The 24,697-nt window shown below is 67.4% G+C and carries 25 protein-coding genes; 9 read left to right on the top strand and 16 right to left on the bottom strand.

Annotation, left to right across the window (positions count from 1 at the left end; translation table 11 throughout):
* Positions 1-20: 20 nt before the first annotated feature.
* Both dnaJ and radC read left to right on the top strand, forming a co-directional pair.
* On the top strand, positions 21-1,169 hold the full coding sequence (gene dnaJ / locus F3S47_RS14215; RefSeq protein WP_150445939.1) for a molecular chaperone DnaJ: 1,149 nt from the start codon (positions 21-23) through the stop codon (positions 1,167-1,169).
* 71 nt (positions 1,170-1,240) lie between these two features.
* Positions 1,241-1,981: a RadC family protein gene (gene radC, locus F3S47_RS14210; protein WP_150445938.1), complete on the top strand. Its 741-nt coding sequence runs from the start codon at positions 1,241-1,243 to the stop codon at positions 1,979-1,981.
* Here radC and F3S47_RS14205 read toward each other — a convergent pair.
* The 3 genes from F3S47_RS14205 to secA form a co-directional block, all read right to left on the bottom strand.
* Positions 1,978-3,513, bottom strand: a complete 1,536-nt coding sequence (locus F3S47_RS14205) for a substrate-binding domain-containing protein (protein WP_223877833.1) — start codon at positions 3,511-3,513, stop codon at positions 1,978-1,980. The two genes, radC and F3S47_RS14205, sit on opposite strands and share 4 nt — an antisense overlap.
* 50 nt (positions 3,514-3,563) lie before the next feature.
* Positions 3,564-4,790: a translocase gene (locus F3S47_RS14200; protein ID WP_150445937.1), complete on the bottom strand. Its 1,227-nt coding sequence runs from the start codon at positions 4,788-4,790 to the stop codon at positions 3,564-3,566.
* A 144-nt stretch (positions 4,791-4,934) separates the two neighbouring features.
* Positions 4,935-7,640 carry a preprotein translocase subunit SecA gene (gene secA, locus F3S47_RS14195; RefSeq protein ID WP_396280057.1) on the bottom strand — a complete coding sequence of 902 codons (2,706 nt, stop codon included), beginning with the start codon at positions 7,638-7,640 and terminating at the stop codon, positions 4,935-4,937.
* A gap of 185 nt (positions 7,641-7,825) precedes the next feature.
* Here secA and F3S47_RS14190 point away from each other — a divergent pair, with 185 nt between their 5' ends.
* From F3S47_RS14190 to F3S47_RS19445, 4 genes are all read left to right on the top strand, one after another.
* The gene (locus tag F3S47_RS14190; protein ID WP_150445935.1) at positions 7,826-8,665 is read left to right on the top strand and encodes a peptidylprolyl isomerase; all 840 of its coding nucleotides are present in this window, start codon (positions 7,826-7,828) and stop codon (positions 8,663-8,665) included.
* Between the two features lie 4 nt (positions 8,666-8,669).
* Complete coding sequence (gene argJ, locus F3S47_RS14185) at positions 8,670-9,884, top strand: bifunctional glutamate N-acetyltransferase/amino-acid acetyltransferase ArgJ (protein WP_150445934.1); 1,215 nt, start codon at positions 8,670-8,672, stop codon at positions 9,882-9,884.
* Between the two features lie 33 nt (positions 9,885-9,917).
* Positions 9,918-10,316, top strand: coding sequence for a (deoxy)nucleoside triphosphate pyrophosphohydrolase (locus F3S47_RS14180; RefSeq protein ID WP_150445933.1), 399 nt, complete (start codon positions 9,918-9,920; stop codon positions 10,314-10,316).
* Positions 10,317-10,381: 65 nt separating this feature from the next.
* Positions 10,382-10,528, top strand: a complete 147-nt coding sequence (locus tag F3S47_RS19445; RefSeq protein WP_191090197.1) for a hypothetical protein — start codon at positions 10,382-10,384, stop codon at positions 10,526-10,528.
* 59 nt (positions 10,529-10,587) lie between these two features.
* Here F3S47_RS19445 and infB read toward each other — a convergent pair whose 3' ends face one another.
* From infB to pip, 6 genes are all read right to left on the bottom strand, one after another.
* Complete coding sequence (gene infB, locus F3S47_RS14175) at positions 10,588-13,083, bottom strand: translation initiation factor IF-2 (protein WP_150445932.1); 2,496 nt, start codon at positions 13,081-13,083, stop codon at positions 10,588-10,590.
* Positions 13,080-13,709 (bottom strand): RNA-binding protein, encoded by a 630-nt coding sequence (locus F3S47_RS14170; RefSeq protein ID WP_150445931.1) that lies wholly within the window; start codon positions 13,707-13,709, stop codon positions 13,080-13,082. Before F3S47_RS14170 ends, infB begins: the two co-directional genes overlap by 4 nt.
* A gap of 22 nt (positions 13,710-13,731) precedes the next feature.
* Entirely contained in the window at positions 13,732-15,348 is a 1,617-nt protein-coding gene (gene nusA / locus F3S47_RS14165) for a transcription termination factor NusA (protein WP_150445930.1), read from the bottom strand.
* A gap of 2 nt (positions 15,349-15,350) precedes the next feature.
* A complete protein-coding gene (gene rimP, locus F3S47_RS14160; protein WP_150445929.1) occupies positions 15,351-15,941 on the bottom strand; it encodes a ribosome maturation factor RimP in 591 nt (196 codons plus the stop codon).
* A gap of 136 nt (positions 15,942-16,077) precedes the next feature.
* Positions 16,078-16,851, bottom strand: coding sequence for an ABC transporter substrate-binding protein (locus F3S47_RS14155; protein ID WP_150445928.1), 774 nt, complete (start codon positions 16,849-16,851; stop codon positions 16,078-16,080).
* Complete coding sequence (gene pip, locus F3S47_RS14150; protein ID WP_150445927.1) at positions 16,851-17,837, bottom strand: prolyl aminopeptidase; 987 nt, start codon at positions 17,835-17,837, stop codon at positions 16,851-16,853. The genes F3S47_RS14155 and pip overlap by 1 nt, the downstream gene beginning before the upstream one ends.
* A gap of 89 nt (positions 17,838-17,926) precedes the next feature.
* Between pip and ubiG the strand changes: the two genes are divergently transcribed.
* Positions 17,927-18,676, top strand: a complete 750-nt coding sequence (gene ubiG, locus F3S47_RS14145; RefSeq protein ID WP_150445926.1) for a bifunctional 2-polyprenyl-6-hydroxyphenol methylase/3-demethylubiquinol 3-O-methyltransferase UbiG — start codon at positions 17,927-17,929, stop codon at positions 18,674-18,676.
* A 12-nt stretch (positions 18,677-18,688) separates the two neighbouring features.
* Here the strand turns inward: ubiG and F3S47_RS14140 are convergent, their stop codons facing one another.
* From F3S47_RS14140 to F3S47_RS14120, 5 genes are all read right to left on the bottom strand, one after another.
* Entirely contained in the window at positions 18,689-19,489 is an 801-nt protein-coding gene (locus F3S47_RS14140; RefSeq protein ID WP_150445925.1) for a GNAT family N-acetyltransferase, read from the bottom strand.
* A 62-nt stretch (positions 19,490-19,551) separates the two neighbouring features.
* Positions 19,552-19,995: a MarR family winged helix-turn-helix transcriptional regulator gene (locus F3S47_RS14135; protein WP_150445924.1), complete on the bottom strand. Its 444-nt coding sequence runs from the start codon at positions 19,993-19,995 to the stop codon at positions 19,552-19,554.
* Entirely contained in the window at positions 19,992-20,822 is an 831-nt protein-coding gene (locus F3S47_RS14130; protein WP_150445923.1) for a carbon-nitrogen hydrolase family protein, read from the bottom strand. Before F3S47_RS14130 ends, F3S47_RS14135 begins: the two co-directional genes overlap by 4 nt.
* Positions 20,819-21,076 (bottom strand): glutaredoxin 3, encoded by a 258-nt coding sequence (grxC, locus tag F3S47_RS14125; RefSeq protein ID WP_150445922.1) that lies wholly within the window; start codon positions 21,074-21,076, stop codon positions 20,819-20,821. Before grxC ends, F3S47_RS14130 begins: the two co-directional genes overlap by 4 nt.
* Positions 21,077-21,103: 27 nt before the next feature.
* Positions 21,104-21,814 (bottom strand): double zinc ribbon domain-containing protein, encoded by a 711-nt coding sequence (locus F3S47_RS14120; RefSeq protein ID WP_150445921.1) that lies wholly within the window; start codon positions 21,812-21,814, stop codon positions 21,104-21,106.
* Between the two features lie 29 nt (positions 21,815-21,843).
* Here F3S47_RS14120 and F3S47_RS14115 point away from each other — a divergent pair, with 29 nt between their 5' ends.
* The gene (locus F3S47_RS14115; RefSeq protein ID WP_150445920.1) at positions 21,844-22,677 is read left to right on the top strand and encodes a methyltransferase domain-containing protein; all 834 of its coding nucleotides are present in this window, start codon (positions 21,844-21,846) and stop codon (positions 22,675-22,677) included.
* 64 nt (positions 22,678-22,741) lie between these two features.
* On the top strand, positions 22,742-23,815 hold the full coding sequence (gene hemH, locus F3S47_RS14110) for a ferrochelatase (protein ID WP_150445919.1): 1,074 nt from the start codon (positions 22,742-22,744) through the stop codon (positions 23,813-23,815).
* On the opposite strand, the gene F3S47_RS14105 is transcribed toward hemH, so the two are convergent.
* Together F3S47_RS14105 and F3S47_RS14100 are read right to left on the bottom strand one after the other, a co-directional pair.
* Positions 23,816-24,058, bottom strand: coding sequence for a hypothetical protein (locus tag F3S47_RS14105; RefSeq protein WP_150445918.1), 243 nt, complete (start codon positions 24,056-24,058; stop codon positions 23,816-23,818).
* 45 nt (positions 24,059-24,103) lie between these two features.
* A complete protein-coding gene (locus F3S47_RS14100) occupies positions 24,104-24,682 on the bottom strand; it encodes a L,D-transpeptidase (RefSeq protein ID WP_150445917.1) in 579 nt (192 codons plus the stop codon).
* Between the last annotated feature and the right edge of the window lie 15 nt (positions 24,683-24,697).

Below are 24,697 nucleotides of genomic sequence, written 5' to 3'. Positions count from 1 at the left end.
CCGAAGGGGATAACGAGAACATGGCGAAACGCGACTTCTACGACGTTCTGGGTGTCACGAAAGGCGCCAGCTCCGACGACATCAAGAAAGCCTATCGCCGCAAGGCGAAGGAGCTTCATCCGGACCGCAACGCCGACAACCCGAACGCCGAGGCCCAGTTCAAGGAAGTGAACGAGGCCTACGAGGCGCTGAAGGATCCCGACAAGAAGGCGGCCTACGACCGCTACGGTCACGCGGCCTTCGAGGGCGGCATGGGCGGAGGCGGCGGCCATCCCGGCGGCGGATTCGGCGGCCAGGGGGACTTCGCCTCGGCCTTCTCCGACATCTTCGACGATCTCTTCGGCGACTTCCGCGGCGCCCGCGGTGGCGGCCGCTCCCGCGCGACCCGCGGCAACGACCTCCGCTACAATCTCCGGGTGACCCTGGAGGAGGCCTACAACGGCCTGCAGAAGACGATCACCGTCCCCACCGCCGTCCCCTGCGACACCTGCAACGGCACGGGTGCCGAGGGCGGTGCCGAACCGCAGACCTGCCCGACCTGCTCCGGCATGGGCAAGGTGCGCGCGCAGCAGGGCTTCTTCACGGTCGAGCGGACCTGCCCGACCTGTAACGGCGTCGGCCAGACGATCAAGAATCCCTGCCACAGCTGCCATGGAGCGGGCCGTGTCGAGAAGGAGCGCGCCCTCTCGATCAACATTCCCGCTGGCGTCGAGACCGGCACCCGCATCCGCCTCGCCGGAGAGGGCGAGGCCGGCCTCCGCGGTGGCCCGGCAGGCGACCTCTACATCTTCATCGAGTTGAAGGAGCACGAGCTCTTCAGCCGCGACGGCCAGCACCTGCACTGCCGCGTTCCGGTCAGCATGACGACGGCCGCGCTCGGCGGAGATCTCGAGGTGCCCACCATCGACGGTGGCCGTAGCCGGGTGAAGATCCCCGAAGGCAGCCAGACCGGTCGGCAGATGCGCCTGCGCGGCAAGGGCATGCCCGGCCTGCGTGGCGGCGGGCACGGCGACATGTTCATCGAGCTCCAGGCCGAAACGCCGGTCAACCTGACGCCCCGCCAGAAAGAGCTGCTGAAGGAGTTCGACAAGCTGTCGGAAAGCAACAACCCGCAGAGCTCGTCCTTCTTTTCCGCCGTGAAGAGCTTCTGGGACGGGATGAAGGGCTGACACGCGACGCCGCCCGCCGGGCGGAGGAGCGCTTAAGCCTTTAATAACCTTCGGTGCGCCATGGTCCCGCCATGGCGCGCGACCTGTCCGAAGCTCCCCTCCCCCTCTTCCCGGGTCAGCCCGAAACCGGGGGCAAGCTCCCTTCCTACATCCGCGACCACCGGAGGCGCCTGCGCGAACGCTTTCTCGCGGGCGGTCCGGACGCGGTGCCGGACTACGAGCTGCTCGAACTGGTCCTGTTTCGCGCCATCCCCCGGCAGGACGTGAAGCCGTTGGCACGCAACCTCCTCGACCGGTTCGGGGATTTCAACGCCGTGCTCTCGGCTCCGGCGGCCCGGCTGGCCGAGACCGCCGGCGTGGGCGATGCGGTGATCTGCGAACTGAAGATCGTCGAGGCGGCGGCCCACCGCCTTTCCCGCGCACGCATCCTCCGCCGACAGGTCATTTCCTCCTGGGATGCCCTTCTCGACTATTGCCACACCGTGCTGGCCCACCGGGACACCGAGCATTTCCGCGTCCTCTACCTCGACCGCAAGAACGCGCTCATCGCGGACGAGGAACAGGCGAAGGGCACCGTTGACCACGTGCCCGTCTACCCGAGAGAGGTCGTGAAGCGGGCGCTGGAACTCAATGCCTCCGCCCTGATCCTCGTACACAACCATCCCTCCGGCGACCCGACGCCGAGCCCCGCCGACATCGACATGACGGGCCAGATCGCCGGGGCGGCCGACGCCCTGGGCATCGTGCTGCACGACCACCTGGTCATCGGAAGATCGCGGGAGCTGAGCTTTCGCTCGCAGGGCCTGCTCTAGCGTTCGACCCAGAGCTCGACGCGGCGGTTGATCTGCCGCCCCCAGCCGGTGTCGTCGCAGCCCATGGGCAGCGCCTCGCCGAAGGCCACCGTTCGCACGCGCACCCCCTCGGGCAGTGAGCCACCGAGGGCCGTCACCAGCTCCTGCTGGACGGCCTCGGCCCGGGCCGCCGCCAGCGCGCGGTTCGCCAGTGCCGGCCCCCTCCCGTCCGAGAAGCCCGCAAGCAGCAGGACCTTGCCGTCGTGCCGACCGTCCCGGATCCCCCGGGCGAGCTGGTAGACGTTCGACCGGGACTGCGCATCGAGCCGCGTCTCGCCTTCCTCGAACCGGAAGGTGGTCGAGAGACGATCCCGCCCCGCCAACCGCCGGACCATGGCCTGCAGCGTGCCGAGCGACACTTCCTCCCCAGCCTCAAGGATCGCCGCCGCGAGGCGCTGACCCTGCGCGTCGATCCCGATCGGCTCGGCTCCGAGGTCCACGAACCCGGCCCGACGGACAACGAACTGCGCCCGTTCCGTGCGCAGCCAGGCCAGGAACTCGGTGGTCACGTCCGGCAGGCGCCGGCGCGGCAGGTAGAGAAACAGCGGCAGCGTGAGGGGATAGTCCTCGGTCTTCAACGACAGCAGGTCGGCCTCTGCCTGCCGCCCACATCGTCCCGAAACGGCGAGCGGCCGCGCGTTGCCGTAGCTCTGGTAAGGCACGATCCCCAGCGCCGCCGGATCCGCTGCGACGGCCGCCGCGACGCTTCTCGGCGATGGGTGAACCACGATGTCAGCCGAAAGCTCTAACCCCGCGGCCCGCACGACCCTCTCCGCGAAGCCTTGCATTTCACCGCCCATCGGGTCCCCGAGGTGCAGCCGGACCGGTCCCGGCGCATCCCCCAGGTCGGACCAATCGTCGATCTCGCCGCCGAAGACGCGGGCGAGGTCGGTCAGGTCGATGGCTTCACGCTCGCGCCCGGGCGAAACGATGGGCACCAGCCCGTCCAGCGCGACGATGCGCGCCTGCTCCGGCGCGCCGAGGTCGCCGAGCCCAGCGACCTGTGCGGCCTCCTGTTCGTCTGCCCGGAGTTCCCGGACTGCCAGCAGCACATCCGCCTTTTCGGTGAGAAGGTCTTCCAGACCCTCGTCCGTCGTCGTCAACCTGAACGAGAACCGCTGAACGGGCGGTCCCTCGGGAGTCTCGGACAGGACGTAGGTGAACCGCCCCGGTCCTTCCTCGTCCCGGCTGACGGCATAGCCCTCGGCGAAAGCGAAGCCTTCGATCAGGGCGGGGAGAAGCACCTCGCCCAGCCGCGGGGCGCCGGAGAGCCGCAGTTCCGGGACGAAGGTCTCGGGGTCTGGACAGGCCTCGCCCTCGCAGGTCACCGCGGCGTAGTCGAGGGTGACCTCTCCGGACTCCGTGCCCAACCGCAGGTACCGGCCATCGAAACCGAGCACGCGCCCGCTCACCGTCATCGCGCCCTCGCGGGCCGAGACTGTCACCTCCTGCGCCGCGAGCGCGCCCGCACAAAGTGAAAGTGCGGCGAGCATCCCCGCCGCACATCGCACCACTCTATTAAGACACAGTCCGGTCGATCGCCTCATCGTGCGGCGAGTGTCAGGTCCGCCAGCATGTTTTTCAATACGAGAAACTCACCGACCGCATCACAACCCGGCATTGCCAGCGTGAGATCGAGCGCATCCGCCGCGCCGTCGGCTTTCACCTGGATCGACTGTGCCGCAATTTCCTCGCCGCAGCTCTCTTCGGTGATCTCGGCTTCGACCGACAGGAAGATGTCGCCGGAAACCGGGCTGGCCGCGGTCGGAAAGGTGTAGACCTCGGCAAAGAGCGGCGAGACTCCCGCGCCGTCGCCGAGCCGCACGAGGAACCCGCCTTCGCCGGTCGCGGCCACTTCCGGCCCGCGCGCCGCGGCCTGCCAGACGTGGCCCTCGCTGCCGTAGGCGGCACCGAATTCCCGGGCATGAAGCTGCAGGCCCGTCTCGCCCTCCCACTGGAGCACAGCGCGGTCGAAATCCGGGAGCGAGGGAACCCGCGCCGTGGCGACGGCCCCGTCGCCGGATTCGAAGGACGCGATAAAGACTGCGGCTTCCGACAACGCCGGCACCGAGGCCCGTGCCGTCCCCGCTTCGTCGGTCAGCATCGTGAAAAGCATGCCCTGGTGATGGATCGTGGCCTGCTCCTCGGCCATGCAGGGCGATTCGAGCGTCAGATCCACCATGGCAGCCTCGGCCGGTTCAGCGGTCAGCGTCGTACGGCAGGCTCCGTTTTCCGGGTCCGAAGGCGCGGAGGCCCGGCTGATCTGCCCATCCGGCGCGGTCAGCCCGCGCGGCGAGGCGGGGACCCGCGGCTGATCGTTCTCGAAGGCGGCCGCCAGGGTCACCACGTCGCGGGCGGGCAGGAGGCTCGCGTCGATCGCCGGCGCGGCGGCCAGCACGACGGGGGCAGCCTCGGCAGTGTCCTCCTCGGCTCGCTCGGGCGCCTGGTGGAATACGATTGCCGGTCCGGGCCCCTCTTGCTCGGCCTCCGGCGCCGCGTCAGCTGTCTGCGCGGGCGCTCCCTCGGGCATCGGCGACCCTGCAAGGTCTTCCGATGCGGGCGGCGTCTGCTGTTGCGGAACGGGTCCGTTGGCCAGGGCGTCCGGCCCGGGCGGGGGCAGGATCGGCTCGTCGTAGACACCGCCCTCCAGCTCGGGAATATCGGTGCCGAACCGCGCCGCCATCACGTCCTCGTTCTGCATCACGAATCCGATGGAGAGAGCGACGCCGAAGGTGCCGCCCGCGATCGCGATCTTCCGAAGCTTGGACATGAAGGTCTCCGTCCCACAGCAAGGTCCCGGAGCGACCTAACGAAAGTCCTTTGACCTCAGCGGGGCCCGGCTGCGGAAAGAGGGGGACGGAAATGGGGCGGAAAGATGTAGCCGGCGCGGACCGTCACCGGCCCGCGTCTGGCGTCACAGACGCCCGTGGCAATGCTTGAACTTGGCGCCGGACCCGCAGGGGCAGGGATCGTTCCGGCCTGGGTTGCCCCAGGTCGCCGGATCGTTCTCGTCGAATGCAGGAGAGGCGCCGTCGGCGGCCACGTCGTCGGCCCCAGCAGGGACCGGGGTCGGCTGTTTGGCAGGCGCCTGCATCTTCTTCTGCTGGGCCATCAGCCGGTCCATCATCGCCTTCTGCTCCTCGTCGGTCATCGGGCGAATCTGGCTGAGCTTCTCGGTGACCTCTGCGCGGAGGGAATCGAGCAGGCTCTCGAAGAGCTGGAAGGCCTCGGTCTTGTACTCGTTGAGCGGATCGCGCTGCGCGTAGCCGCGGAAGCCGACGACGGACCGGAGATGCTCCAACGTGAGAAGGTGGTCGCGCCACTTGGCGTCGATGGTCTGAAGCAGGATCTGCTTCTCGACGTTGCGCATGGTCTCTTCGCCGAAGGAGGCTGTCTTGTCCTCCATGTACTTGTCGGACTGCTCTTCGAGCCACTCGCGCATGGTGTCGTCGTCGACGCCGTCTTCCTGCGCCTTGGCGACGACCGGCAGCTCAAGACCGAGGTACTTCTTCACGTCGTCGTTCAGGCCTTCGGTGTCCCAGTCCTCGGCGTAGGACCGCTCGGGCATCCGCTCGGCGACGATGTCCTCGATCACCTGGTGGCGCATATCACGCGTGATCTCGCTGACGTCCTGCGCTTCCATGATCTCGCGCCGCTGGCCGAAGATCACCTTCCGCTGGTCGTTCATCACGTCGTCGAACTTGAGCAGCTGCTTGCGGATGTCGAAGTTGCGGCCCTCGACCTTGGCCTGGGCGCGCTCGAGCGACTTGTTCACCCAGGGGTGCACGATCGCCTCGCCTTCCTTCATGCCGAGCGACGACAGCACCTTGTCCAGGCGCTCGGACCCGAAGATCCGCATGAGGTCGTCCTCGAGCGACAGGAAGAAGCTCGACCGGCCGGGGTCGCCCTGGCGGCCGGAGCGGCCGCGCAGCTGGTTGTCGATCCGGCGGCTTTCGTGCCGCTCGGTCGCCAGCACGAATAGACCGCCGGCCTCGAGGACGCGCTTCTTGTCTTCCTCGTGCTCCGACTCGATCTTCTTGCGGAGCGCGTCGGGGTCGGCCTCGGGATCGGCGTCCAGCGCCTCCATCACCTTCATGTCGACGTTGCCGCCCAGCTGGATGTCGGTGCCGCGGCCCGCCATGTTCGTGGCAATGGTCACCGCGCCGGGCTTACCCGCCTCGGCCACGATCTGGGCTTCCTTCTCGTGCTGGCGCGCGTTCAGGACGTTGTGCGGGATGTTCTCCTGCTGAAGCAGCTGCGACAGAAGCTCGGACTTCTCGATGGAGGTCGTACCGACGAGGATCGGCTGGTCCTTCTCGTGCGCCTCGCGGATCGACCGGACGATGCCCTGGTACTTCTCCGTCGCGGTCCGGTAGACCTGATCGTCCTCGTCCTGGCGCGCGATGGGCTTGTTCGTCGGCACCTCGACCACGCCGAGCCCGTAGATCGACATGAATTCTTCTGCCTCGGTCGAGGCGGTACCGGTCATCCCGGCCAGCTTGTCGTAGAGGCGGAAGTAGTTCTGGAAGGTGACGCTCGCGAGGGTCACGTTCTCGGGCTGGATGTCGCAGCCCTCCTTCGCCTCGATCGCCTGGTGCAAGCCGTCGGACAGGCGGCGGCCGGTCATCATGCGGCCGGTGAACTCGTCGATCAGGACGACGCTGCCGTCGCGGACGATGTAGTCCTTGTCCTTATTGAAGAGCTTGTGCGCCCGGAGCCCCTGGTTGACGTGGTGCACCACCGTCGTGCTCTCGGGGTCGTAGAGCGTCTGCCCCTCGGGCAGCAGCTCGGCCGCGCGCAGCTTCTCCTCGAGGAACTCGTTGCCCTCGTCGGTGAAGGTGACGTTGCGGCTCTTCTCGTCGATCTCGTAGTGCTCTTCCTTGAGTTCGGGGATCAGGGTGTCGATCGTCTTGTAGAGCTCCGACCGGTCCTGCGAGGGACCAGAGATGATCAGCGGCGTCCGCGCCTCGTCGATCAGGATCGAGTCCACCTCGTCGACGATGGCGTAGTAGTGCTCCCGCTGGGCCATCTGGCTCAGCTCGGACTTCATGTTGTCGCGGAGGTAATCGAAGCCGAGCTCGTTGTTCGTCGCGTAGATGACGTCGCACTGGTAGGCCGCGCGCTTCTCCGCGTCGGGCTGCTGGGGCACGACCACGCCGGTCGTCAGACCCAGCGCACCATAGACCTTGCCCATCCACTCGGCGTCGCGGCGGGCGAGGTAGTCGTTCACCGTGACGATGTGGACCCCCTTGCCGGTCAGCGCATTGAGATACGCGGGGAAGGTCGCGACCAGCGTCTTGCCCTCGCCGGTCTTCATCTCGGAGATGTTGCCCTGATGCAGGAAGATGCCGCCCATGAGCTGCACATCGAAAGCCCGGAGACCGAGCGCCCGCCGCGCCGCCTCTCGGCAGTTGGCGAAGGCTTCGGGCAAAAGGTCGTCCAGGCTCTCGCCGTCCCTCGCCCGCTTGGCGAGCTCTTCGGTCTTGTCCTTGAGCGCCTGGTCCGGAAGCTTCTGGAACTCGGGCTCCAGCGCGTTGATCTTTTCGATCAGCGGCCGGACGGCCTTAACCTTGCGGTCGTTCGGCGTCCCGAACACCTTCTTCGCGATAGATCCGAGCATCATCTCTCCTGCGCCTGGCGGCAGCCGAGGCTGTCAATCTCGTGAGAGGAGGCCCCCATTGCCCATCGTGGGCACGGCCCATAGAAGAAGGCCAAGAACCGGCCCCCTCGGAGCCTGAAAGGGTAGGTAAGGGTGCCCAAACACACTGTCAACGCCGCGCCCCCGCGGCAGATCAAGGACGCTTCATGACCCGCATCAAGACGCTTCTCGCCGCCTCGACGCTCGCCCTGAGCGCCGGCGCAGCGCAGGCCCAGGAGGCCTCCGACGTGGTCGCGACCGTGAACGGTACGGAGATCACCCTGGGCGAGATGATCATCGCCCGCACCCAGCTGCCGCAGCAGTACTCGCAGCTGCCGCCCGAGGTCGTCTTCGACGGTCTGCTGCAGCAGCTCATCCAGCAGCAGCTGTTGTCCGACGAGCTGGAGAACGCGCCCGCCCGCATCGGCATCGCGCTCGCCAACGAAGAGCGCAGCCTGCGCGCCGGCGAATACGTCAACACGCTCAGCCAGCAGGCCGTCACCGACGAAGCCCTGCAGGAGGCCTACGAGGCCCGCTTCGCCGACGCCGAGCCGACGACCGAGTACAACGCGTCGCACATCCTCGTGGAGACCGAGGAAGAGGCGCAGGCCCTCGTCGAGCAGGCGCGCGCCGAAGGCGCCGACTTCGCCCAGCTGGCGCAGGAGAACTCGACGGGCCCCTCCGCCGAGGCCGGCGGTGAACTCGGCTGGTTCGGCCCCGGCTCCATGGTCGAGCCCTTCCAGAACGCCGTCTCCGAGATGGAGGCCGGTGAAATCTCCGAGCCGGTCCAGACCCAGTTCGGCTGGCACGTCATCAAGCTGAACGAGACCCGCATGCAGGAAGCCCCGTCCCTGGACGAGGTCCGCGGTGAGCTCACGCAGCAGATCCAGCAGGACGCGGTCGAGCAGGAGCTGACCCGTCTCGAGGAAGCCGCCGAGATCAGCCGCCCCGAAGAGGGCGAGATCGATCCGGCCACCCTCGGCGACCTCTCCCTCCTGGAAGAGTGATCGCATGAAGGTCTCGCCGCTCGCCCCGGCCGGGTTTCCAAGCATTCCGCCCATCGCGGGCGTGCGGTTTTCGACTTCAGCGGCCGGGGTACGCTATCCCGGCCGCACCGACGTGATGCTGGCCGAGCTCGCGCCGGACACCGTGATGGCGGGCGTCTTCACGACCTCCGCCACCCGCTCGGCCCCGGTGCTCGATTGCCAGGCCAAGATCGCGGGCCCCTCCACGGGGCCCGCCGCGATCCTGGTAAACTCGGGCAATTCCAATGCCTTCACCGGCCAGGCCGGTGTCGAAGCGGTGGAAAGCCTGACCGCCCGCGTGGCCGAAAAGCTCGGCTGCTCAAAGGATCGGGTCTTCACCTCCTCCACCGGCGTCATCGGCGAGCCCCTGCCCTACGACCGCATCGAGGCGAAGCTGGATGAATTGGCCAGCAGTCTCGACGAAGGCGGCATCGAGCCCGCCGCCCGCGCGATCATGACCACCGACACCTACGCCAAGGGCGCATTCGTCGAGGTCGAGATCGGCGGAGAGCCGGTGCGCATCGCCGGGATCGCCAAGGGCTCGGGCATGATCGCGCCCGACATGGCGACGATGCTCGTCTATATCTTCACGGACGCCCTGATCGGCCAGCCAGCACTGCAGACGCTGGTGAAATGCCAGTCGGATCTCACCTTCAACTGCATCACCGTGGACAGCGACACCTCGACCTCCGACACACTGCTGATGGCTGCGACCGGTGCCTCCGGCGTCGATGTCACGGACAGCGTGACTTTCAACGAGGCCCTGCACGGCGTGATGCTCGATCTCGCGCACCAGGTCGTTCGCGACGGCGAGGGGGCGACCAAGTTCGTGACCGTCCGGGTCACCGGTGCGCGCACCAATGCCGACGCCCGGCGTGTGGCCTCCGCCATCGCCAATTCGCCGCTGGTCAAGACGGCCATCGCCGGGGAAGATCCGAACTGGGGCCGCATCGTCATGGCCGTCGGCAAGTCCGGCGCCGAGGCCGACCGGGACCGCCTGTCGATCCGCTTCGGCGATATCCTCGTCGCGGAACAGGGCTGGGTCTCTCCCGGATACTCCGAGGAACAGGGCGCCAGCTACATGAGGGGCGAGGACCTGACGATCGCCGTGGACCTCGGCCTAGCCGGTGGCATGGCGACCATGTGGACCTGCGACCTGACCCACGCCTACATCGACATCAACGCCGACTACAGGTCGTAGGGTGCGCTTCGACCCCATTGCCCCGGAGCCCGCATGAAGGTCGTCCTCGTCTCAGCCGTCGCCCTGATCGACCCGGACGGTCGCGTGCTCCTCGCGCAGCGGCCCGAGGGCAAGTCCATGGCCGGGCTCTGGGAATTCCCGGGCGGCAAGGTGGAGAAGGGCGAGTCGCCCGAGTCCGCGCTGATCCGCGAACTGCACGAAGAGCTCGGGATCGACACCTGGGAGAGCTGCCTCGCGCCGCTCACGTTCGCCTCGCATGGCTACGAGGACTTTCACCTCGTCATGCCGCTCTTTGCCTGCCGCAAGTGGGAGGGGATCCCGCAGGCGCAGGAGGGCCAGACGCTCAAGTGGGTCCGCCCACGTGACATGCGCGACTACCCCATGCCCCCGGCCGATCTTCCGCTGATTCCCATCCTCCGCGACTGGCTCTGATCGCGCGAGCAAAGCGTTAATACCTGGACGGTAGTCTGCGCGGCAGCTCTTGCGCGGAGGCTGCCATGCTCAAGACCATCCTCATCGGAACAGGCGTATCCATTCAGGGCGTGCTCGAACGCAGGCTCGACAACGGTCATGCCGTCGTCCGGATCGGCGCGAAACGGTTCACCGGCCGGCTGGTGGAGCGGTGGCGAAAACCCGAGGCATGAGAAGGAAAAAGGGGCGCGGCCATGCGGCCACGCCCCTTTTTCGCTTGTTTATCCGTGGCTCAGAGCGAGCGTTCGATCTCTTCGCGCTCGAAGATCTCGATGATGTCGCCGGGACGGATGTCCTCGTAGTTCTGGAAGGCCATGCCGCATTCCTGGCCAGAGATCACTTCCGCCACCTCGTCCTTGAAGCGCTTCAGCGTCTTCAGCGTGCCTTCGTGGATCACCACGTTGTCGCGCAGCAGGCGGACGCCGGCCGAGCGACGAGCGATGCCCTCGGTAACGAGACAGCCAGCAACCTTGCCGACGTTGGAGACCTTGAAGACCTCCTTGATCTCGGCATAGCCGATGAAGTTCTCGCGAACCTCGGCACTGAGGAGACCGGAGGCGGCCGCCTTCACGTCGTCCACCAGGTCGTAGATCACCGAGTAGTACCGGATCTCCACGCCCTTCTGGTTCGCCGTGTTGCGGGCCGACGCGTTGGCCCGGACGTTGAAGCCCATGATCGGCGCTCCGGAAGCCTCCGCGAGACCCACGTCCGTCTCGGTGATGGCGCCGACGCCCGAGTGCAGCACGCGGACGCGCACCTCCTCGTTGCCGATCTTCTCCATCGCCTGGACGATCGCCTCGGCGGAACCCTGCACGTCGGCCTTCACCAGGATCGGCAGTTCCTCGACGTTCTCGTCGGCCTTGGCCTTGGCCATCATCGCCTCGAGAGTCGTCGCGGCCCCGGCCATCGCGCGCTTTTCCTTCGCGGCGTTCTGGCGGTACTCGGCGATCTCGCGGGCCTGCGCCTCGGTCTCGACGACGTTCAGGACGTCGCCGGCCTCGGGCGTGCCGTTGAGACCCAGGACCTCGACGGGCACCGACGGACCGGCTTCCTTCACCCGGTTGCCCTGGTCGTTCTCCATGGCGCGAACCTTGCCCCACTGCTCGCCGACGACGAAGATGTCGCCCTGCTTCAGCGTGCCGCGCTGCACGAGCACGGTCGCCACGGGGCCACGGCCCACGTCGAGCTGCGCCTCGATGACGGCGCCCTCGGCGGAGCGGTCGGGGTTGGCCTTGAGCTCGAGGACCTCGGACTGCAGCGCGATCGCCTCGAGCAGCTCGTCCAGGCCCGCGCCGGTGGTCGCGGAGACTTCCACGTCCTGCACGTCGCCCGAGAGCTTCTCGACGATGACTTCGTGCTGCAGAAGGTCGGTCCGGACCTTGTCCGGGTTCGCTTCCGGCTTGTCGCACTTGTTGATCGCGATGATCATCGGGACCTTCGCGGCCTTCGCGTGATTGATGGCCTCGATGGTCTGCGGCATCACCGCGTCGTCCGCGGCCACGACCAGCACCACGATGTCCGTCACCTGCGCGCCACGGGCCCGCATGGAGGTGAAGGCCGCGTGGCCCGGCGTGTCGAGGAAGGTCAGCGTCGAACCGCTGTCGGTCTCAACCTGGTAGGCACCGATGTGCTGCGTGATGCCACCGGCCTCGCCCTGCACGACGCGCGCCTTGCGGATCGCGTCGAGGATCGAGGTCTTGCCGTGGTCGACGTGGCCCATGACGGTGATGACCGGCGGGCGAGCCTTCAGCTCTTCGGGCTTGTCGTCCTCGATGTGGATGACATCCTCGACGTCGGCGTCGGACACACGGCGCACCTTGTGACCGAATTCCTCGATGATGAGCTCGGCGGTGTCGGCGTCGATCGTCTGCGTCTGGGTCGCCATGATGCCGTTCTGCATCAGCGCCTTGACGACATCTGCCACACGCTCGGACATCCGGTTGGCCAGCTCGGAGACCATGATGGCCTCGGGCAGCTGGACCTCGCGGGTGACCTTCTCGCGCTCGACAGGACCGCCCATCGCCTTCTGGCGGGCGCGCTCCTGCTTGCGCTTCATAGCGGCCATCGACTTCTGCCGGCCGCCTTCGCCACCGGCGAGCGCCTGGTTCAGAGTCAGCTTCCCGGAGCGGCGGTTGCCGCCGTCGTCGGCGCGACCCTTCTTGGGCGCGCGGTCGGCGCCGCCCTTGTTGTCGCGCTCACGGTCCTTCTTGGCCGGACGTGCGGCACCAGCGGCCTCGGCCGCTTGTGCGGCGGCCGGATCTGCGGCGGGCGCATTCTTCTCAGCGTCCTTGCGGGCCTTGGCCTCTTCGGCTTCGCGCTTCTTGCGCTCTTCCTCTTCGGCGCGCGCCTTCGCACGCTCCTCGGCCTCGCGCTGTTCGCGCTCCTTGGCCTCGGCCTCGTCGCGGCGGCGCTGGCGCTCTTCCTCGCGGGCCTTCTCCTCGGCGGCGCGCTTCTCCGCGTCCTCGGACTCGCGCGCCTTGGCGAGGGCAAGCGCCTTCATCCGGCGCTCGAGTTCGGCCTCGGAGATGCCGGCAGGCCGCTTGGACGGATCGCCCCCACCCTGCGGCGCAGCGGATTTGCCCGCTCCGGCGCCCGGTTTCGAGACCACCCGCTTCCGTTTGGTTTCCACCACGACGTTCTTGGTGCGCCCGTGGCTGAAGCTCTGCTTCACGTTCCCCGACCGGGAACCACGGAGACCAAGTGTTTTCTTGCCGTCGGTATCACTCATAGAGATGTCTGTTCCTTCCGGGCGGCCCCCTGGCCGCCGCCACTGTCGCGCAAGCCCTTAAGTCTTGCGGCTTCCTCTACAACACGGTCGCTGAGTCCGCCAGTAGCGAGCGCGCCATGTATCACACTTTCCCGTCCGTAGGCCATCCCGAGTTCCGATTGCGTGAGACAATCGAAGTAGCGGGCGCCGGTCGGGGTCCAGAGCTTGGCCTTTCCGCGAACCGACCCGTCGCTCGCCTGGAGCAGCACGCGAACCGGCTTGTCAGCGAGCCACGACTTTACCTTCTCGAAGCCCGCGACGGCCAGACCGGCCTTCCGCGCGAGAGAGATGAGATCGATGACCCTGCGGGTGACCTGGCGTTCCACTTCGTCGGCCAGATCATCGGGAACGTGGACCTTGGCCTTTGCGGCCCGGCTGAACTGCCCATCCTTTGCGCTGTCCAGCACGGCGCGGTCGGCCGTAACCCACATGCCGCGCCCGGGGAGCTTTTCCAGCACATCGGGCACAACGAGGTTATCTGGGGACGAAACGAAACGGATCAAGCCCTGGCGAGGCTGAACCTCGCCAGTGACGATGCAGCGCCGTTCCGAGACGCTCCGATCCTTGGTTTTGCCGCCTCGCGACATCGCTCCGGTCCCCGGAGGCCCATCAGGCCTCCGCCTCCTCTTCGGTGGCTTCCTCGCCCTCTTCGGTCTCGGCGATCAGATCGTCCGGGTCGACCCAGCCCAGCAGGACGCGGGCGGTCATGACCATGTCCTGCGCCTCTTCGAGGCCGACGTCGAACTTCTCGAGGATGCCATCGTCCTTCACGCGCTGGCCGTCCACGGTGGTCCAGCCGCCGGCGATTTCCCAGTCGGCCAGGGTGGCGAAGTCCTCGAGCGTCTTCACGTCGTCGAGCGCGAGCGCCAGGACCATCGCGGGCGACAGGCCCTCGAAGTTGATCAGGCTGTCGTCCACACCGAGTTCGCGGGCGCGCTCGAGCGCCTTCGCGTTCTGCGCGTCGAGGTATTCCCGGGCGCGGGTCTGAAGCTCCTGCGCGGTGTCCTCGTCCACGCCGTCGATCACGAGCAGCTCGTCCTGCTCGACGTAGGCGACCTCTTCGAGGTTGGTGAAGCCCTCGGAGACCAGCAGCTGGGCGAAGAACTCGTCCAGGTCCAGCGTGTCCATGAAGAGCTTGGTCCGCGCTTCGAATTCCTTCTGGCGACGCGCCGATTCCTCTTCCTCGGTCATGATGTCGATATCGAGACCGGTCAGCTGCGAAGCCAGGCGCACGTTCTGGCCGCGGCGGCCGATGGCGAGGCTCAGCTGCTCCTCGGGCACGACCACCTCGATCCGCTCGGCGTCCTCGTCGAGAACCACCTTGCTGACCTCGGCGGGCTGCAGCGCGTTCACGAGGAAGGTCGGCAGGTCCTCGTTCCACGGAATGATGTCGATCTTCTCGCCCTGCAGCTCGTTCACGACGGCCTGCACGCGGCTGCCGCGCATACCGACGCAGGCGCCGACGGGGTCGATGCTCGAATCATAGGAGATGACCGCGATCTTGGCGCGCGAGCCGGGGTCGCGGGCCACGGCCTTGATCTCGATGATGCCCTCGTAGATCTCGGGCACTTCCATCTTGAAGAGCTCGGCCATGAACTCCGGCGCGGTGCGCGACAGGAAGACCTGCGGCCCGCGCGGCTCGCGGCGCACGTCCTTGATGTAGACGCGGATCCGGTCGTTCGGGCGATAGCTCTCGCGGCCGATCTTCTCGTTCCGGCGCAGCACGCCCTCGCCGGCGTTCAGGTCGACGATGACGTTGCCGTATTCCTCGCGCTTCACTTGGACGTTCAGGATCGTGCCGATACGGTCCTTGAACTCCTCGTACTGCTTCTCGCGCTCGGCCTCGCGGACCTTCTGCAGGATCACCTGCTTGGCGGACTGGGCGGCGATGCGGCCCATCTCCACCGGCGGGATCTCCTCGACGTAGGTGTCGCCGATCTGCGGATTCTCGAGATACTGCTTCGCCTGATCCGGCGTCATTTCGGCCTGGTAGTTCTCGAGCTCTTCGGGATCCACCACCGTGCGGACGCGGGTGAAGGTCGCGCGGCCGGTCTTGCGGTCGATCGACACGCGGATGTCCATCTCGGAGCCGTAGCGGCTCTTCGCGGCCCGGGCGAGGCTCTCTTCCATCGCCTCGACGACCAGCGCGGGGTCGATCAGCTTCTCACGCGCGACCGCTTCAGCGGTCTGCAGCAGTTCCAACTGGTTGGCAGACGTAATCGCCATGCTCAGCTCTCCTCATCCGGACCGTCCAGCACGGTCTCCACCTCGTCGTATTCCGTCTCGTCGATCTGGCCCGCATCCTTGCGGCCCTTGAGAACGTCGCGGATCAGTTCGTCCGTCAGGACCAGCTTCGCATCGCTCAGCCAGTCGAACTGGAGGCCGATGGTCACCGGCTCCCCGTGTTCCTCGATCTCGATCAGTACCTCGGAGCCCTCGGTGCCCCCGAGCACGCCCTTGAAGCGTCGACGTCCGTCGATCAGCTCGTCCGTCTCCAGCTTGGCGACGTAGCCTTCCCAGGGGTCGAAATCCTTCAGCCGCGTCAGCGGCCGGTCGATCCCCGGGCTGGAGACCTCCAGCGTGTAGGCGTCGAGGATCGGGTCCTCCACGTCCAGCACCGCGCTCACGGCGGTCGAGATCTCGGCGCAGTCGTCCACCTCGATCGTTCCATCGGGCTTCTGCGCCATGATCTGCAATGTCGAGGTCTTGCCGCTCATCAGACGCACGCGCACCAGCTCGTACCCCATGTCCTCGATGACGGGGGTGACGATCTCGGCGATCCTGCGGTCCATCGCCGTCTTGGCGATCATGTCGGACATGTCTCTTCTCGGTCCCAGAAACAAAAAAGCGGGCCAGCGGCCCGCATCACTTCATCGGTGGGGCACCGGGTTTGGACCCCAGCGCTCCGCTGTTGTCAGGGCAGATACGCCCCGCGGCTCGCAATTGCAAGGGGCCTCAGGCCGCCCACCAATGAAGCGCGAAGCGCGGATGGCTCATTGGCACACCGCCCCGCCCGATCCGGTGGGACACGGCCTCGAGATCCGCCGCTCCGGGCACGACCTCGTGATCGCCGCCCGCACGCAGCCGACCCTCGGCGTGGAGCCCGAGCCCGCTGGCCGCATCGACCCGTCCCGTGCGCAATGCCGAGAGACGCGCCTCGCCCGGGTCCAGGCCGATCAGCTCGACCCGGTCGAACCACCCTGCCGTGCCGTCGCGCCAATGGCTTTCCAGCCGCCGCGCGGTGAACCGCGCGCCGCCCTCGGCGACCGTCGCGTAGGCGCCCGTCCCCAGCTCACCCCGGCGAATCGCCAGCGCGGGGACCGCGAGCTTGAGCGGAAAGTCGGGATCGGCGTCGGGCAGCGTCACCCGCACCCGCAGCGGCCCCTCGACGACGGCACCCTCGAGCGTCCGGACCACATCGTCGGCACCGAAGGCGGGGCCGTCGTGAAAGCGCACGTCCGGCCGCAGGGTCAGGGCCCAGGCACGGGCACCATCCACTGGCTCCCAGTCGGTCGCCAGCGCCCCGCGCAGCGTCCCGTCGGGCGCCAGCTCGGTCAGCGTCTCGTAGATCAGCCCGTCGCGCGCATCCGAAAGGCCCGCGAGAGGAACCGCGGCCCGCAGGACGCCACCGCGTCCGGCCCCTGCGCGCACGGGCATCCCCGACGCGGCGAAGACCGCCGCGGCGAGACCCGAGGCCAGGAGAGCACGCCGGTCGGCCCGTCCGCTCATCACACCTCCAGCCGTTCGCGCCGTGCGGCGAAGTTGTCCATGACCCGCACCAGCTCGGCCGAAATCCCGGGCTCGGACAACGCATGGCCCGCCCGCCCGATCATCTTCAGCCGAGACTTGGGCCAGGCCTCCGACAGCCGGTAGGCCGAGTAGGGCGGGCAGATCATGTCGTAGCGGCCCTGCACGATGACTCCCGGCACCTTCTCGAGCCGGTCGACCCGGTCGAGGATCCGCTTCTCCCCGAGAAAGCCGCCATGGGTGAAGTAGTGGTTCTCGAGCCGGGCGAAGGCACGGGCGTAATCGGCCGGCGATTCGCCGCCCATCCCCTCGTTGTGAATCGAGGCCAGAGCGTTTTCCCAGGAGGCCCAGGCCCGCGCGTAACGGGTCTCGGTCATCACGTCGCCGCAGAAAAGCCGCCGATGGTAGGCCGCGATCAGGTTGTCGCGCTCGTCCTCGGGAACCAGTCCGCTGAACTTCTCCCAGAGCTCCGGGAAGAATCGGCCGGCGCCGCCGCCGTAGAACCAGTCGAGCTCGGGCGGCGTCATCAGGAACACGCCGCGCAGCGCCAAGGCCGCGGCGCGCTCGGGATGTTCCTGCGCGTAGACCAGCGCCAGGGTCGCGCCCCAGGACCCGCCGAAGACGATCCAGCGCTCGATGCCCAGCTCGCGCCGGATCCGCTCGATATCGTCGACGAGGTGCCAGGTGGTGTTGTTCTCGACGCTGGCATGGGGCCGCGACCGTCCGCAGCCGCGCTGGTCGAACAGCACGATCCGGTAGAGGTCGGGATCGAAGTAGCGGCGCATCGCGGGCGAGCAGCCGCCGCCGGGCCCGCCGTGCAGAACGACGACCGGAATGCCCTTCGGGTTGCCGCACTGCTCCACGTAGATCCGGTGCCGGTCGCCCACGTCGATCATCCGCTGATCGAAGGGGTCGATGGGCGGGTAAAGGTGCGCCGCCGCGCGCTTTTGTCCGGAGACCTTGTCCATGCCTGACCTATATAGGCGCGAATGACGGATTGCATCCGCCAATGCGGCCGCGATCACGTCCTGCTGAAATGACACGACGGAGGGGACCCATGCAAACCGGCGCCAGCACCATCGACGACGCCGAGGTCGCCAAGTTCCAGGCCATGGCCGAGGAATGGTGGGACCCGGAGGGCAAGTTCAAGCCGCTGCACATGCTCAACCCCTGCCGGCTGGACTACATCACGGCGCAGATCGCCGGAGAGTTCGGCCGCGACCTCTCTGCCGACGCCCCGTTCAAGGACCTGCGTATCCTCGATATCGGCTGCGGTGGCGGACTTCTGTGCGAGCCCATGGCGCGCCTCGGCGCGACTGTCGTCGGCGCCGACGCGGCGGAGCGCAACATCCCCGTCGCCCGCCTGCACGCCGAGCAGTCCGGCCTCGAGATCGACTACCGTCACACCTCCGCCGAGGCGCTGGCCGAGAACGGCGAGACGTTCGATGTCGTGCTCAACATGGAAGTGGTCGAACATGTGTCCGATCCGCTGGCCTACCTCACGGCCTGCCGGCAACTCCTGAAGCCGGGCGGGTTGCACATCTGCTCCACGCTCAACCGCAATCCTAAGAGCTTCGCCATGGCCATCGTCGGGGCCGAATACGTCATGCGCTGGTTGCCGAAGGGCACCCACGAGTGGCGCAAGTTCATCACGCCCGACGAGCTCTTCGACCTGATGCGCGAGGCCGGGCTCGACCCGGTGGACCGCAAGGGCTTCGTCTTCAACCCGGTGACCTGGAGCTGGCGCCTCTCGGATCGCGACCTGTCGGTGAACTACGTCACCGCGGCCCTTGCCCCGACGGACTGACGACCGAGCGGCTCAGTACCCAGGCCGCACCGCCGCGATCATCCGTTCGGTCATCCGGAAACCGGCCGCTTGGTAGAGCCGTCCGGCGGAGCCGTCCGAATCGGCCACGATCACCAGCGTGGCCTCCGGCGCTCGCTCCCGGACCCAGCGCCCGGTCTTGGAGAGCAGGGCCGAGCAGATGCCTCGCCGCCGGTGGCTCGCGGCCGTCTCCACGCTGCGGAACCGGGCGACCTTGTCGTCGTGCAGGACGCCCATGTCCCCGACCAGCCGATCGCCGTCGAAAGCCCCGAACCAGGCGCCGAGACCGCCCTCGATCTGCCGACGAACCGCGGCAAAGCGCTGTTCGATATAGGCGGGGTGCGCGTTGGGATCGTAGCCGTCCTCCAGGCCCATCTCGTTCTGGAGCGTAACGACCTGGCCCCATTCCTCGTCCGTGCCGATACGTCTCAGGTCGATCCCCTCCGGCGGCTCCGCGTCCTCTGGAACGCCATCGAGTGTCAGGACATCGGAATACTCTAGCTCCAGCTTCAGCGCCTCCAGATCGGGATGCTCGGGCGGTGCGGTCAGGCCGGGCGAATCCCACTGGATGACGATGTGCCGGGCATCGGGGAAATGCTCGTTGAAGATCTCGACCTGCGGCCGCGGATCGATCCGGTCGTCCCGGAAAATCACGGTGTTGCCGAACCAGTAGTCCGGTTCGCCGGGTGTCCGGACGACGATCCGGTCCTCGAGGCTCTCGATATCAGAAAGGCCCGTCATCGCGAGCAGGTCGGTCGCCAGTCCGAGCGACTTGAGTCCAAAGGTGAGCGTCACGCCCGTTAACCCTTTTTTGATTACAGAACAGTAATTTAGTCATGCGTCCAAATTTGGACGCCTCAGTCGTCGGCCAGAAGCCTCAGCCTGAGCTCTCTCAGCACCGGCAACGCCGCACGGACCTTCTCGGGTCCCACCTTTCGCGTGACCTCGGCGATCAGAGGCGTGATCGCCTCCAGCGCGGCATTCCGAGCCTTCAGCCCGGCCGGCGAGATCGAGACCATCTTGCGCCGAGCGTCGTCCCAGTCGGGCCTGACGTGAACCCATCCCGCCCATTCGAGCTTTCTCAGGGTATTGGTCATCGCCCCCCGGGTCAGGTGAAAGCTCCGCGCCAGCTGCGCCGGGCTCCGCTCCAGCCCGGTATGGGCAAGGTGGTTGAGGACCGCGAACTGGCTCAGCTCCATCCCCTTGGGCAGAATCCGCGCGACGCTGGTCCGGGCGAGCTGCTCCACCGTGATGATCTCGGAAAAGAGCGAGACCGCGAGACTGTCGGTCGCATCGCTCACGGTCCCGAAAGCTCCTTGTCATGGGTCAGGGACGGTACCTTCCGCCGCGCTTCCGCGACGGCCCCCCGGTCGATCTCGACGTAGCCGATGCCCGGTTCGGTCCCCATGTCGAGCACCACCTCGCCCCAGGGCGAGACAGCCATGGCGTGCCCGTAGGTCCGGCGCGCCTTTCCCCGCTCGGCCCGGTGCCCGCCGGTCTGGGCCGCGGCCAGGACCCAGGCGCCGCACTCGATGGCCCGTGCCCGGAGCAACGGCTCCCAGTGCGCCGCCCCCGTGACGGGCGAGAAGGCGGAAGGAACGAGGAGAACCTCCGCCCCCGCATGCGCGAGCCGCCGGTAGAGATAGGGAAACCGCAGGTCGTAACAGACCGAAAGGCCGACCGGCCCGATCGGCGTCTCCGCCAGAGCAAGCCGAGTACCCGGCCGGTAGCCCGCACTCTCCCGGTATGTCTCGGTCTCGGAGACCTCCACGTCGAACATATGCGCCTTGTCGTAGCGCGCCGCGATCTCTCCGTCCGGGGTCACAAGCAGCGAGCGGTTGGCGAACCTGCCGTCGGCATCGCCCGTCTTCACCGCGATGGAGCCCAGGGAGACCCAGACCCCCGCCCTGGCCGCTTCCTCGCGCACCATGGCGAGCACGATGTCGTCGTCCTCGTGCGAGAGAACCTCCTTCTGCCTGGTGCGGCTCTGGCTGACGCAGTTGGTTACCTCGGGCGTGCAGACGATCTGTGCCCCCTCTGCCGCCGCCTCGCGCAGCAGCGAGCGGACGGTCTCGCGGTTCTCGCCGGGATCGTCCGAACTGGTCAGCTGGAGGAGGGCGGCCCTCACGCCGCGAGCAGCGGGTCGAGCTTGCCCGCGCGGTCGAGAGCGTAGAGCTCGTCGCACCCGCCGACATGCGTCTCGCCCACGAAGATCTGGGGCACGGTCCGCTTTCCGTTCGCGCGTTCGATCATCTCGCCCTTCCGAGAGGGGTCGGTGAGCACGTCGATCTCGGTGAAGCTCACGCCCTTCTGGGTGAGAAGGCGTTTGGCGGCATGGCAGAAGCCGCAGATCGGGGTGGTGTAGATTTCGACAGGTTTCATGGTGATCCCTTCCGGTTTCACCATGATCTAAGGGTCTTTCTCCGCTCGGGCCAGTGTCAGCACGTCAATCGATCCGGCTCCGGCGGTTCCTGCGGCCTCCGCCGCCGCCGCGAGCGTGGCGCCGGAGGTCATCACGTCGTCGACCAGAAGCACCGGTTCTCCGTCCAACCGGCCGCGTCCCCGTGGGACGATGGCCTCGGCCAGTGCAGCGAAACGAGCGTCCCGGCTCTTTCCGCCCAGCGGCTGGGTCCGCAGCCGGCGGGCCAGGAGATCAGGGATGACACGGCGGCCCGTCTCGCGGCCCAGCGCGTTGGCGAGCAGAGCGGCCTGATTGTAGCGCCGCTTCACGAGGCGGGTCCAATGCAGCGGGACGGGGACGATGACAGATTCCTCCCTCAGCAGGGGGCCCGCCGCGCCGGCCATCCAGGTCGCGGCCGGGCGCGCGAGGTCGGTCCGGTCGCCGTGCTTGAGAGCGAGAACGATTCGCCGACCCAAGTCGCGGTAGGACAGCGCCGCCCGCCCCCGCTCCCACGGACGGGCGATGGTCAGGCAATCGTCGCAAAGGACGGATGCGCCATCCGCCTCGCCCGGCAGAGCCGCACCGCACTGGTCGCAGGAGAGGCCGGTGATGAAAGGCGTCTCGGCCCAGCAGGTGCCGCAGAGGGCGAACTCAATCGCCGTGCGCTCCTCACACATCAGGCACTGGGCGGGGTAAAGCAGGCGAAGTGCGCTTTGCATCGGGAGCTCATCCTCTTAGATGAGCCTGCATGACATCCACGCCCCAACTGACCGATCGCGCCGCCCTCGAGCACCACCGCGCCCGGGCCCGCCGCGCCGATCCGGCCCTCTTTCTGCACGAGGCCGTTCTCGACGAGGCTCAGGATAGACTCGCGGATATTAACAGGAGCTTTAGCGACCGCGCCGTCGTCACCGGCTGGCCCGAGCCATGGCGCACCGCGATGCCGGAGGCGCGCATCGCCTGCGACACTGAGACGCTGGATCTGGAGCCGGGCTCGCTCGATCTCGTGGTCCATGCCCTCGCCCTGCATTGGGCCGACGATCCGGTCGGACAGCTCGTGCAGTGCCGCAGGGCGCTTCGCGCCGACGGGCTCCTGCTGGCAGCGCTCTTCGGTGGGCAGACCCTCCACGAGCTGCGCGCCTGCCTTGCCGAGGCCGAGGCGCAGGTGACCGGAGGCCTCTCCCCCCGGGTCGTTCCGATGGGTGAAATCCGGGACCTGGGAGGCCTGCTCGGGCGCGCCGGTTTTGGGCTCCCGGTGGCGGATTCCTTCAGCCTGACAGCCACTTACGAGAGCCCGCTGCACCTCATGCGCGACCTGCGCGCGATGGGCGAGCAGAATGCCCTCGCCTCTCGCCTCCGCCGCCCCACGCGGCGCGCCGTCATGATGGAGGCGATGCGGCTCTACCAGGAGCGCTTCGCAGGACCCGACGGCCGGATCCCCGCCACCTTCGAGATTGTTACGCTGACGGGCTGGGCCCCGGACGAGAGCCAGCAGAAGCCGATGCGCCCCGGCTCCGCCGCCCAGCGGCTGGCCGACGCCCTGGGAACCGAGGAGCGCAAACTCGACCCCGGACCAGATTGACGCTATCAGCGCGAGTCTTATCTGGCCGGGAAGACCCAGGACGATGATGGACGAGGCGACGCCCATGTTTGATGTGAAATCGGACGGATCCGCGACTGCTGCGCGCCCGGCCCATGCTCCCGAGGATCATCCCGCCATCAAGCCGGCCCGGGTCGGCATTCTTCTCGCCAATCTCGGCACGCCCGATGCCACCGACTACTGGTCGATGCGGCGTTACCTGGGCGAGTTCCTCTCTGACCGTCGGGTGATCGACTATTCCCCCTGGATCTGGCAGCCGCTCCTGCAGCTCGTGATCCTGAGCAAGCGGCCCTTTTCCAGCGGCGCGGCCTACCGCTCGATCTGGAACGAGGAGGCGAACGAGTCCCCCTTGATGACGATCACCAAGTCGCAGACCGCTTCCATCGCCGCCGAGTTGAAGAAGCGCCACGGCAGCGAGGTCCGCGTCGATTTCTGCATGCGCTACGGCAATCCCTCGACCGAGTCCAAGGTGCGGGAAATGGTCGAGGCCGGGTGCCGAAAGATCCTCTTCTTCCCGCTCTATCCGCACTACGCCGGCGCGACCTCGGCAACGGCGAATGACCAGTTCTTCCGCGCGCTGATGAAGGAGACCTGGCAGCCGACGGCGCGGATCGTCGATCCGTATTACGACCGGCCCGATTACATCGAGGCGCTCGCCCAGTCGATCGAGCGCAAGTACGCCGAGCTGGAAAACCGTCCCGACATCCTCGTCTGCTCCTACCACGGCGTGCCGAAGCGCTACCTTGAAGAGGGCGACCCCTACCACTGCCAGTGCCAGAAGACGACGCGCCTGTTGAAGGAGAGGCTCGGTTGGGACGACACCAAGATCACGACGACCTTCCAGTCGCGCTTCGGTCCCGAGGAGTGGCTGCAGCCCTACACCGTTGAGGAGGTCGCCCGCCTCGCCGAACGCGGCAAGAAGCGGATCGCGGTCTGTGCACCGGCATTCTCCGCCGATTGCATCGAGACGCTCGAGGAGATCAACGAGGAGATCCGCGAGAGCTTCGAGGAAGCCGGGGGAGAGGAATTCACCTACATCCCCTGCCTCAACGACGATCCGGCGCACATCGATGCGCTGGTCAACGTGATCGACGAGAACCTCTCCGGCTGGGTCGACTGATCAGCGACCGGCCCCCGCGCCGACCGATGCGCCACCACCGCTACTGTTGTTGGCGCTGATCGCGGCCGCGATGATCCCAAGCAGCACGAAGGTGACGACCGTCTCGACGGGGAACGAGCCGCCCATCGTGCGCTGCTCGATGCCCTCCATCGTCGGCTGCGGCGCGGGCTCGTGCTGGTCCGCGTGGAGGGACGTCGCCGCCAGGCTGGCGGCGAGGGTAGCGGCGAGTATCTTGCGCGTCATGGGGCCCTCCGGTCGGTCTTCCTGAACCTTCGCCCGGCAGCTTCGTCAGATCAAGAGCACCTGGGTCCCGACACCGGTCAGGCTGAAGAGTTCGGAGATGTGCTCGTTGTAGAGCCCGATGCAGCCGTTCGAGCTGCGCCGGCCGATCTTCCGCGTGTCGTGTGTCCCGTGGATGCGGTAATACTGCCAGGACAGGTAGAGCGCGTGGGTGCCGAGCGGGTTGTTCGGCCCCGGCGGTACGTAGTCTGGCCACTCGGGATTCCGCTGCTGCATCTCGGGAGTCGGGCGCCAGTCCGGGCCCTCGACCTTGCGGATCACTTCGGTCCGGCCGCGCCGGGTCAGGTCCTCGGTCAGCGGGACGGAGGTCGGGTAGAGCTTGTAGATGCTCTGGTCTTCCGACCAGAAGTGCAGCGCGCGGGACCGGATGTCACAGAGGATCGCACCGCCCGCGAGACTCTCGAAATAGGGCCGCCAGTCCAGGGAGCGGAAGGACGATACGTTGCGGGGCGTGGCGCGCGAGATGTCGGCCTCGATCTCCGTCGAGTTCTCCTGCGCGAGCGCGCCGGTGCCCAGGGCGGCCGCGGATGTCGCGATGAAACCGCGGCGCGTGAGGTGTCGGGACATGTTCCTGCCTCCGGT

Source organism: Histidinibacterium aquaticum (genome assembly GCF_008710275.1).
Taxonomy (GTDB): Bacteria; Pseudomonadota; Alphaproteobacteria; order Rhodobacterales; family Rhodobacteraceae; genus Oceanicola; species Oceanicola aquaticus.
The sequence above is the reverse complement of the archived record's forward strand: the minus strand, read 5'-3'. Positions and strand labels throughout refer to the sequence as shown.

What these genes read in the sequence shown, in the direction of transcription:
- F3S47_RS14190 (WP_150445935.1), top strand. Translation starts at nt 7,826, where the DNA reads ATGACCCGCATCAAGACGCTTCTCGCCGCCTCGACGCTCGCCCTGAGC.
- hemH (WP_150445919.1), top strand. Translation starts at nt 22,742, where the DNA reads ATGTTTGATGTGAAATCGGACGGATCCGCGACTGCTGCGCGCCCGGCC.
- F3S47_RS14200 (WP_150445937.1), bottom strand. Translation starts at nt 4,790, where the DNA reads ATGTCCAAGCTTCGGAAGATCGCGATCGCGGGCGGCACCTTCGGCGTC.
- grxC (WP_150445922.1), bottom strand. Translation starts at nt 21,076, where the DNA reads ATGAAACCTGTCGAAATCTACACCACCCCGATCTGCGGCTTCTGCCAT.
- F3S47_RS14120 (WP_150445921.1), bottom strand. Translation starts at nt 21,814, where the DNA reads ATGCAAAGCGCACTTCGCCTGCTTTACCCCGCCCAGTGCCTGATGTGT.
- F3S47_RS14205 (WP_223877833.1), bottom strand. Translation starts at nt 3,513, where the DNA reads ATGCTCGCCGCACTTTCACTTTGTGCGGGCGCGCTCGCGGCGCAGGAG.
- F3S47_RS14170 (WP_150445931.1), bottom strand. Translation starts at nt 13,709, where the DNA reads ATGTCGCGAGGCGGCAAAACCAAGGATCGGAGCGTCTCGGAACGGCGC.
- F3S47_RS14155 (WP_150445928.1), bottom strand. Translation starts at nt 16,851, where the DNA reads ATGAGCGGACGGGCCGACCGGCGTGCTCTCCTGGCCTCGGGTCTCGCC.
- secA (WP_396280057.1), bottom strand. Translation starts at nt 7,640, where the DNA reads ATGCTCGGATCTATCGCGAAGAAGGTGTTCGGGACGCCGAACGACCGC.
- F3S47_RS14115 (WP_150445920.1), top strand. Translation starts at nt 21,844, where the DNA reads ATGACATCCACGCCCCAACTGACCGATCGCGCCGCCCTCGAGCACCAC.
- dnaJ (WP_150445939.1), top strand. Translation starts at nt 21, where the DNA reads ATGGCGAAACGCGACTTCTACGACGTTCTGGGTGTCACGAAAGGCGCC.
- F3S47_RS19445 (WP_191090197.1), top strand. Translation starts at nt 10,382, where the DNA reads ATGCTCAAGACCATCCTCATCGGAACAGGCGTATCCATTCAGGGCGTG.
- infB (WP_150445932.1), bottom strand. Translation starts at nt 13,083, where the DNA reads ATGAGTGATACCGACGGCAAGAAAACACTTGGTCTCCGTGGTTCCCGG.
- F3S47_RS14180 (WP_150445933.1), top strand. Translation starts at nt 9,918, where the DNA reads ATGAAGGTCGTCCTCGTCTCAGCCGTCGCCCTGATCGACCCGGACGGT.
- F3S47_RS14100 (WP_150445917.1), bottom strand. Translation starts at nt 24,682, where the DNA reads ATGTCCCGACACCTCACGCGCCGCGGTTTCATCGCGACATCCGCGGCC.
- rimP (WP_150445929.1), bottom strand. Translation starts at nt 15,941, where the DNA reads ATGTCCGACATGATCGCCAAGACGGCGATGGACCGCAGGATCGCCGAG.
- pip (WP_150445927.1), bottom strand. Translation starts at nt 17,837, where the DNA reads ATGGACAAGGTCTCCGGACAAAAGCGCGCGGCGGCGCACCTTTACCCG.
- F3S47_RS14105 (WP_150445918.1), bottom strand. Translation starts at nt 24,058, where the DNA reads ATGACGCGCAAGATACTCGCCGCTACCCTCGCCGCCAGCCTGGCGGCG.
- nusA (WP_150445930.1), bottom strand. Translation starts at nt 15,348, where the DNA reads ATGGCGATTACGTCTGCCAACCAGTTGGAACTGCTGCAGACCGCTGAA.
- radC (WP_150445938.1), top strand. Translation starts at nt 1,241, where the DNA reads ATGGCGCGCGACCTGTCCGAAGCTCCCCTCCCCCTCTTCCCGGGTCAG.
- ubiG (WP_150445926.1), top strand. Translation starts at nt 17,927, where the DNA reads ATGCAAACCGGCGCCAGCACCATCGACGACGCCGAGGTCGCCAAGTTC.
- argJ (WP_150445934.1), top strand. Translation starts at nt 8,670, where the DNA reads ATGAAGGTCTCGCCGCTCGCCCCGGCCGGGTTTCCAAGCATTCCGCCC.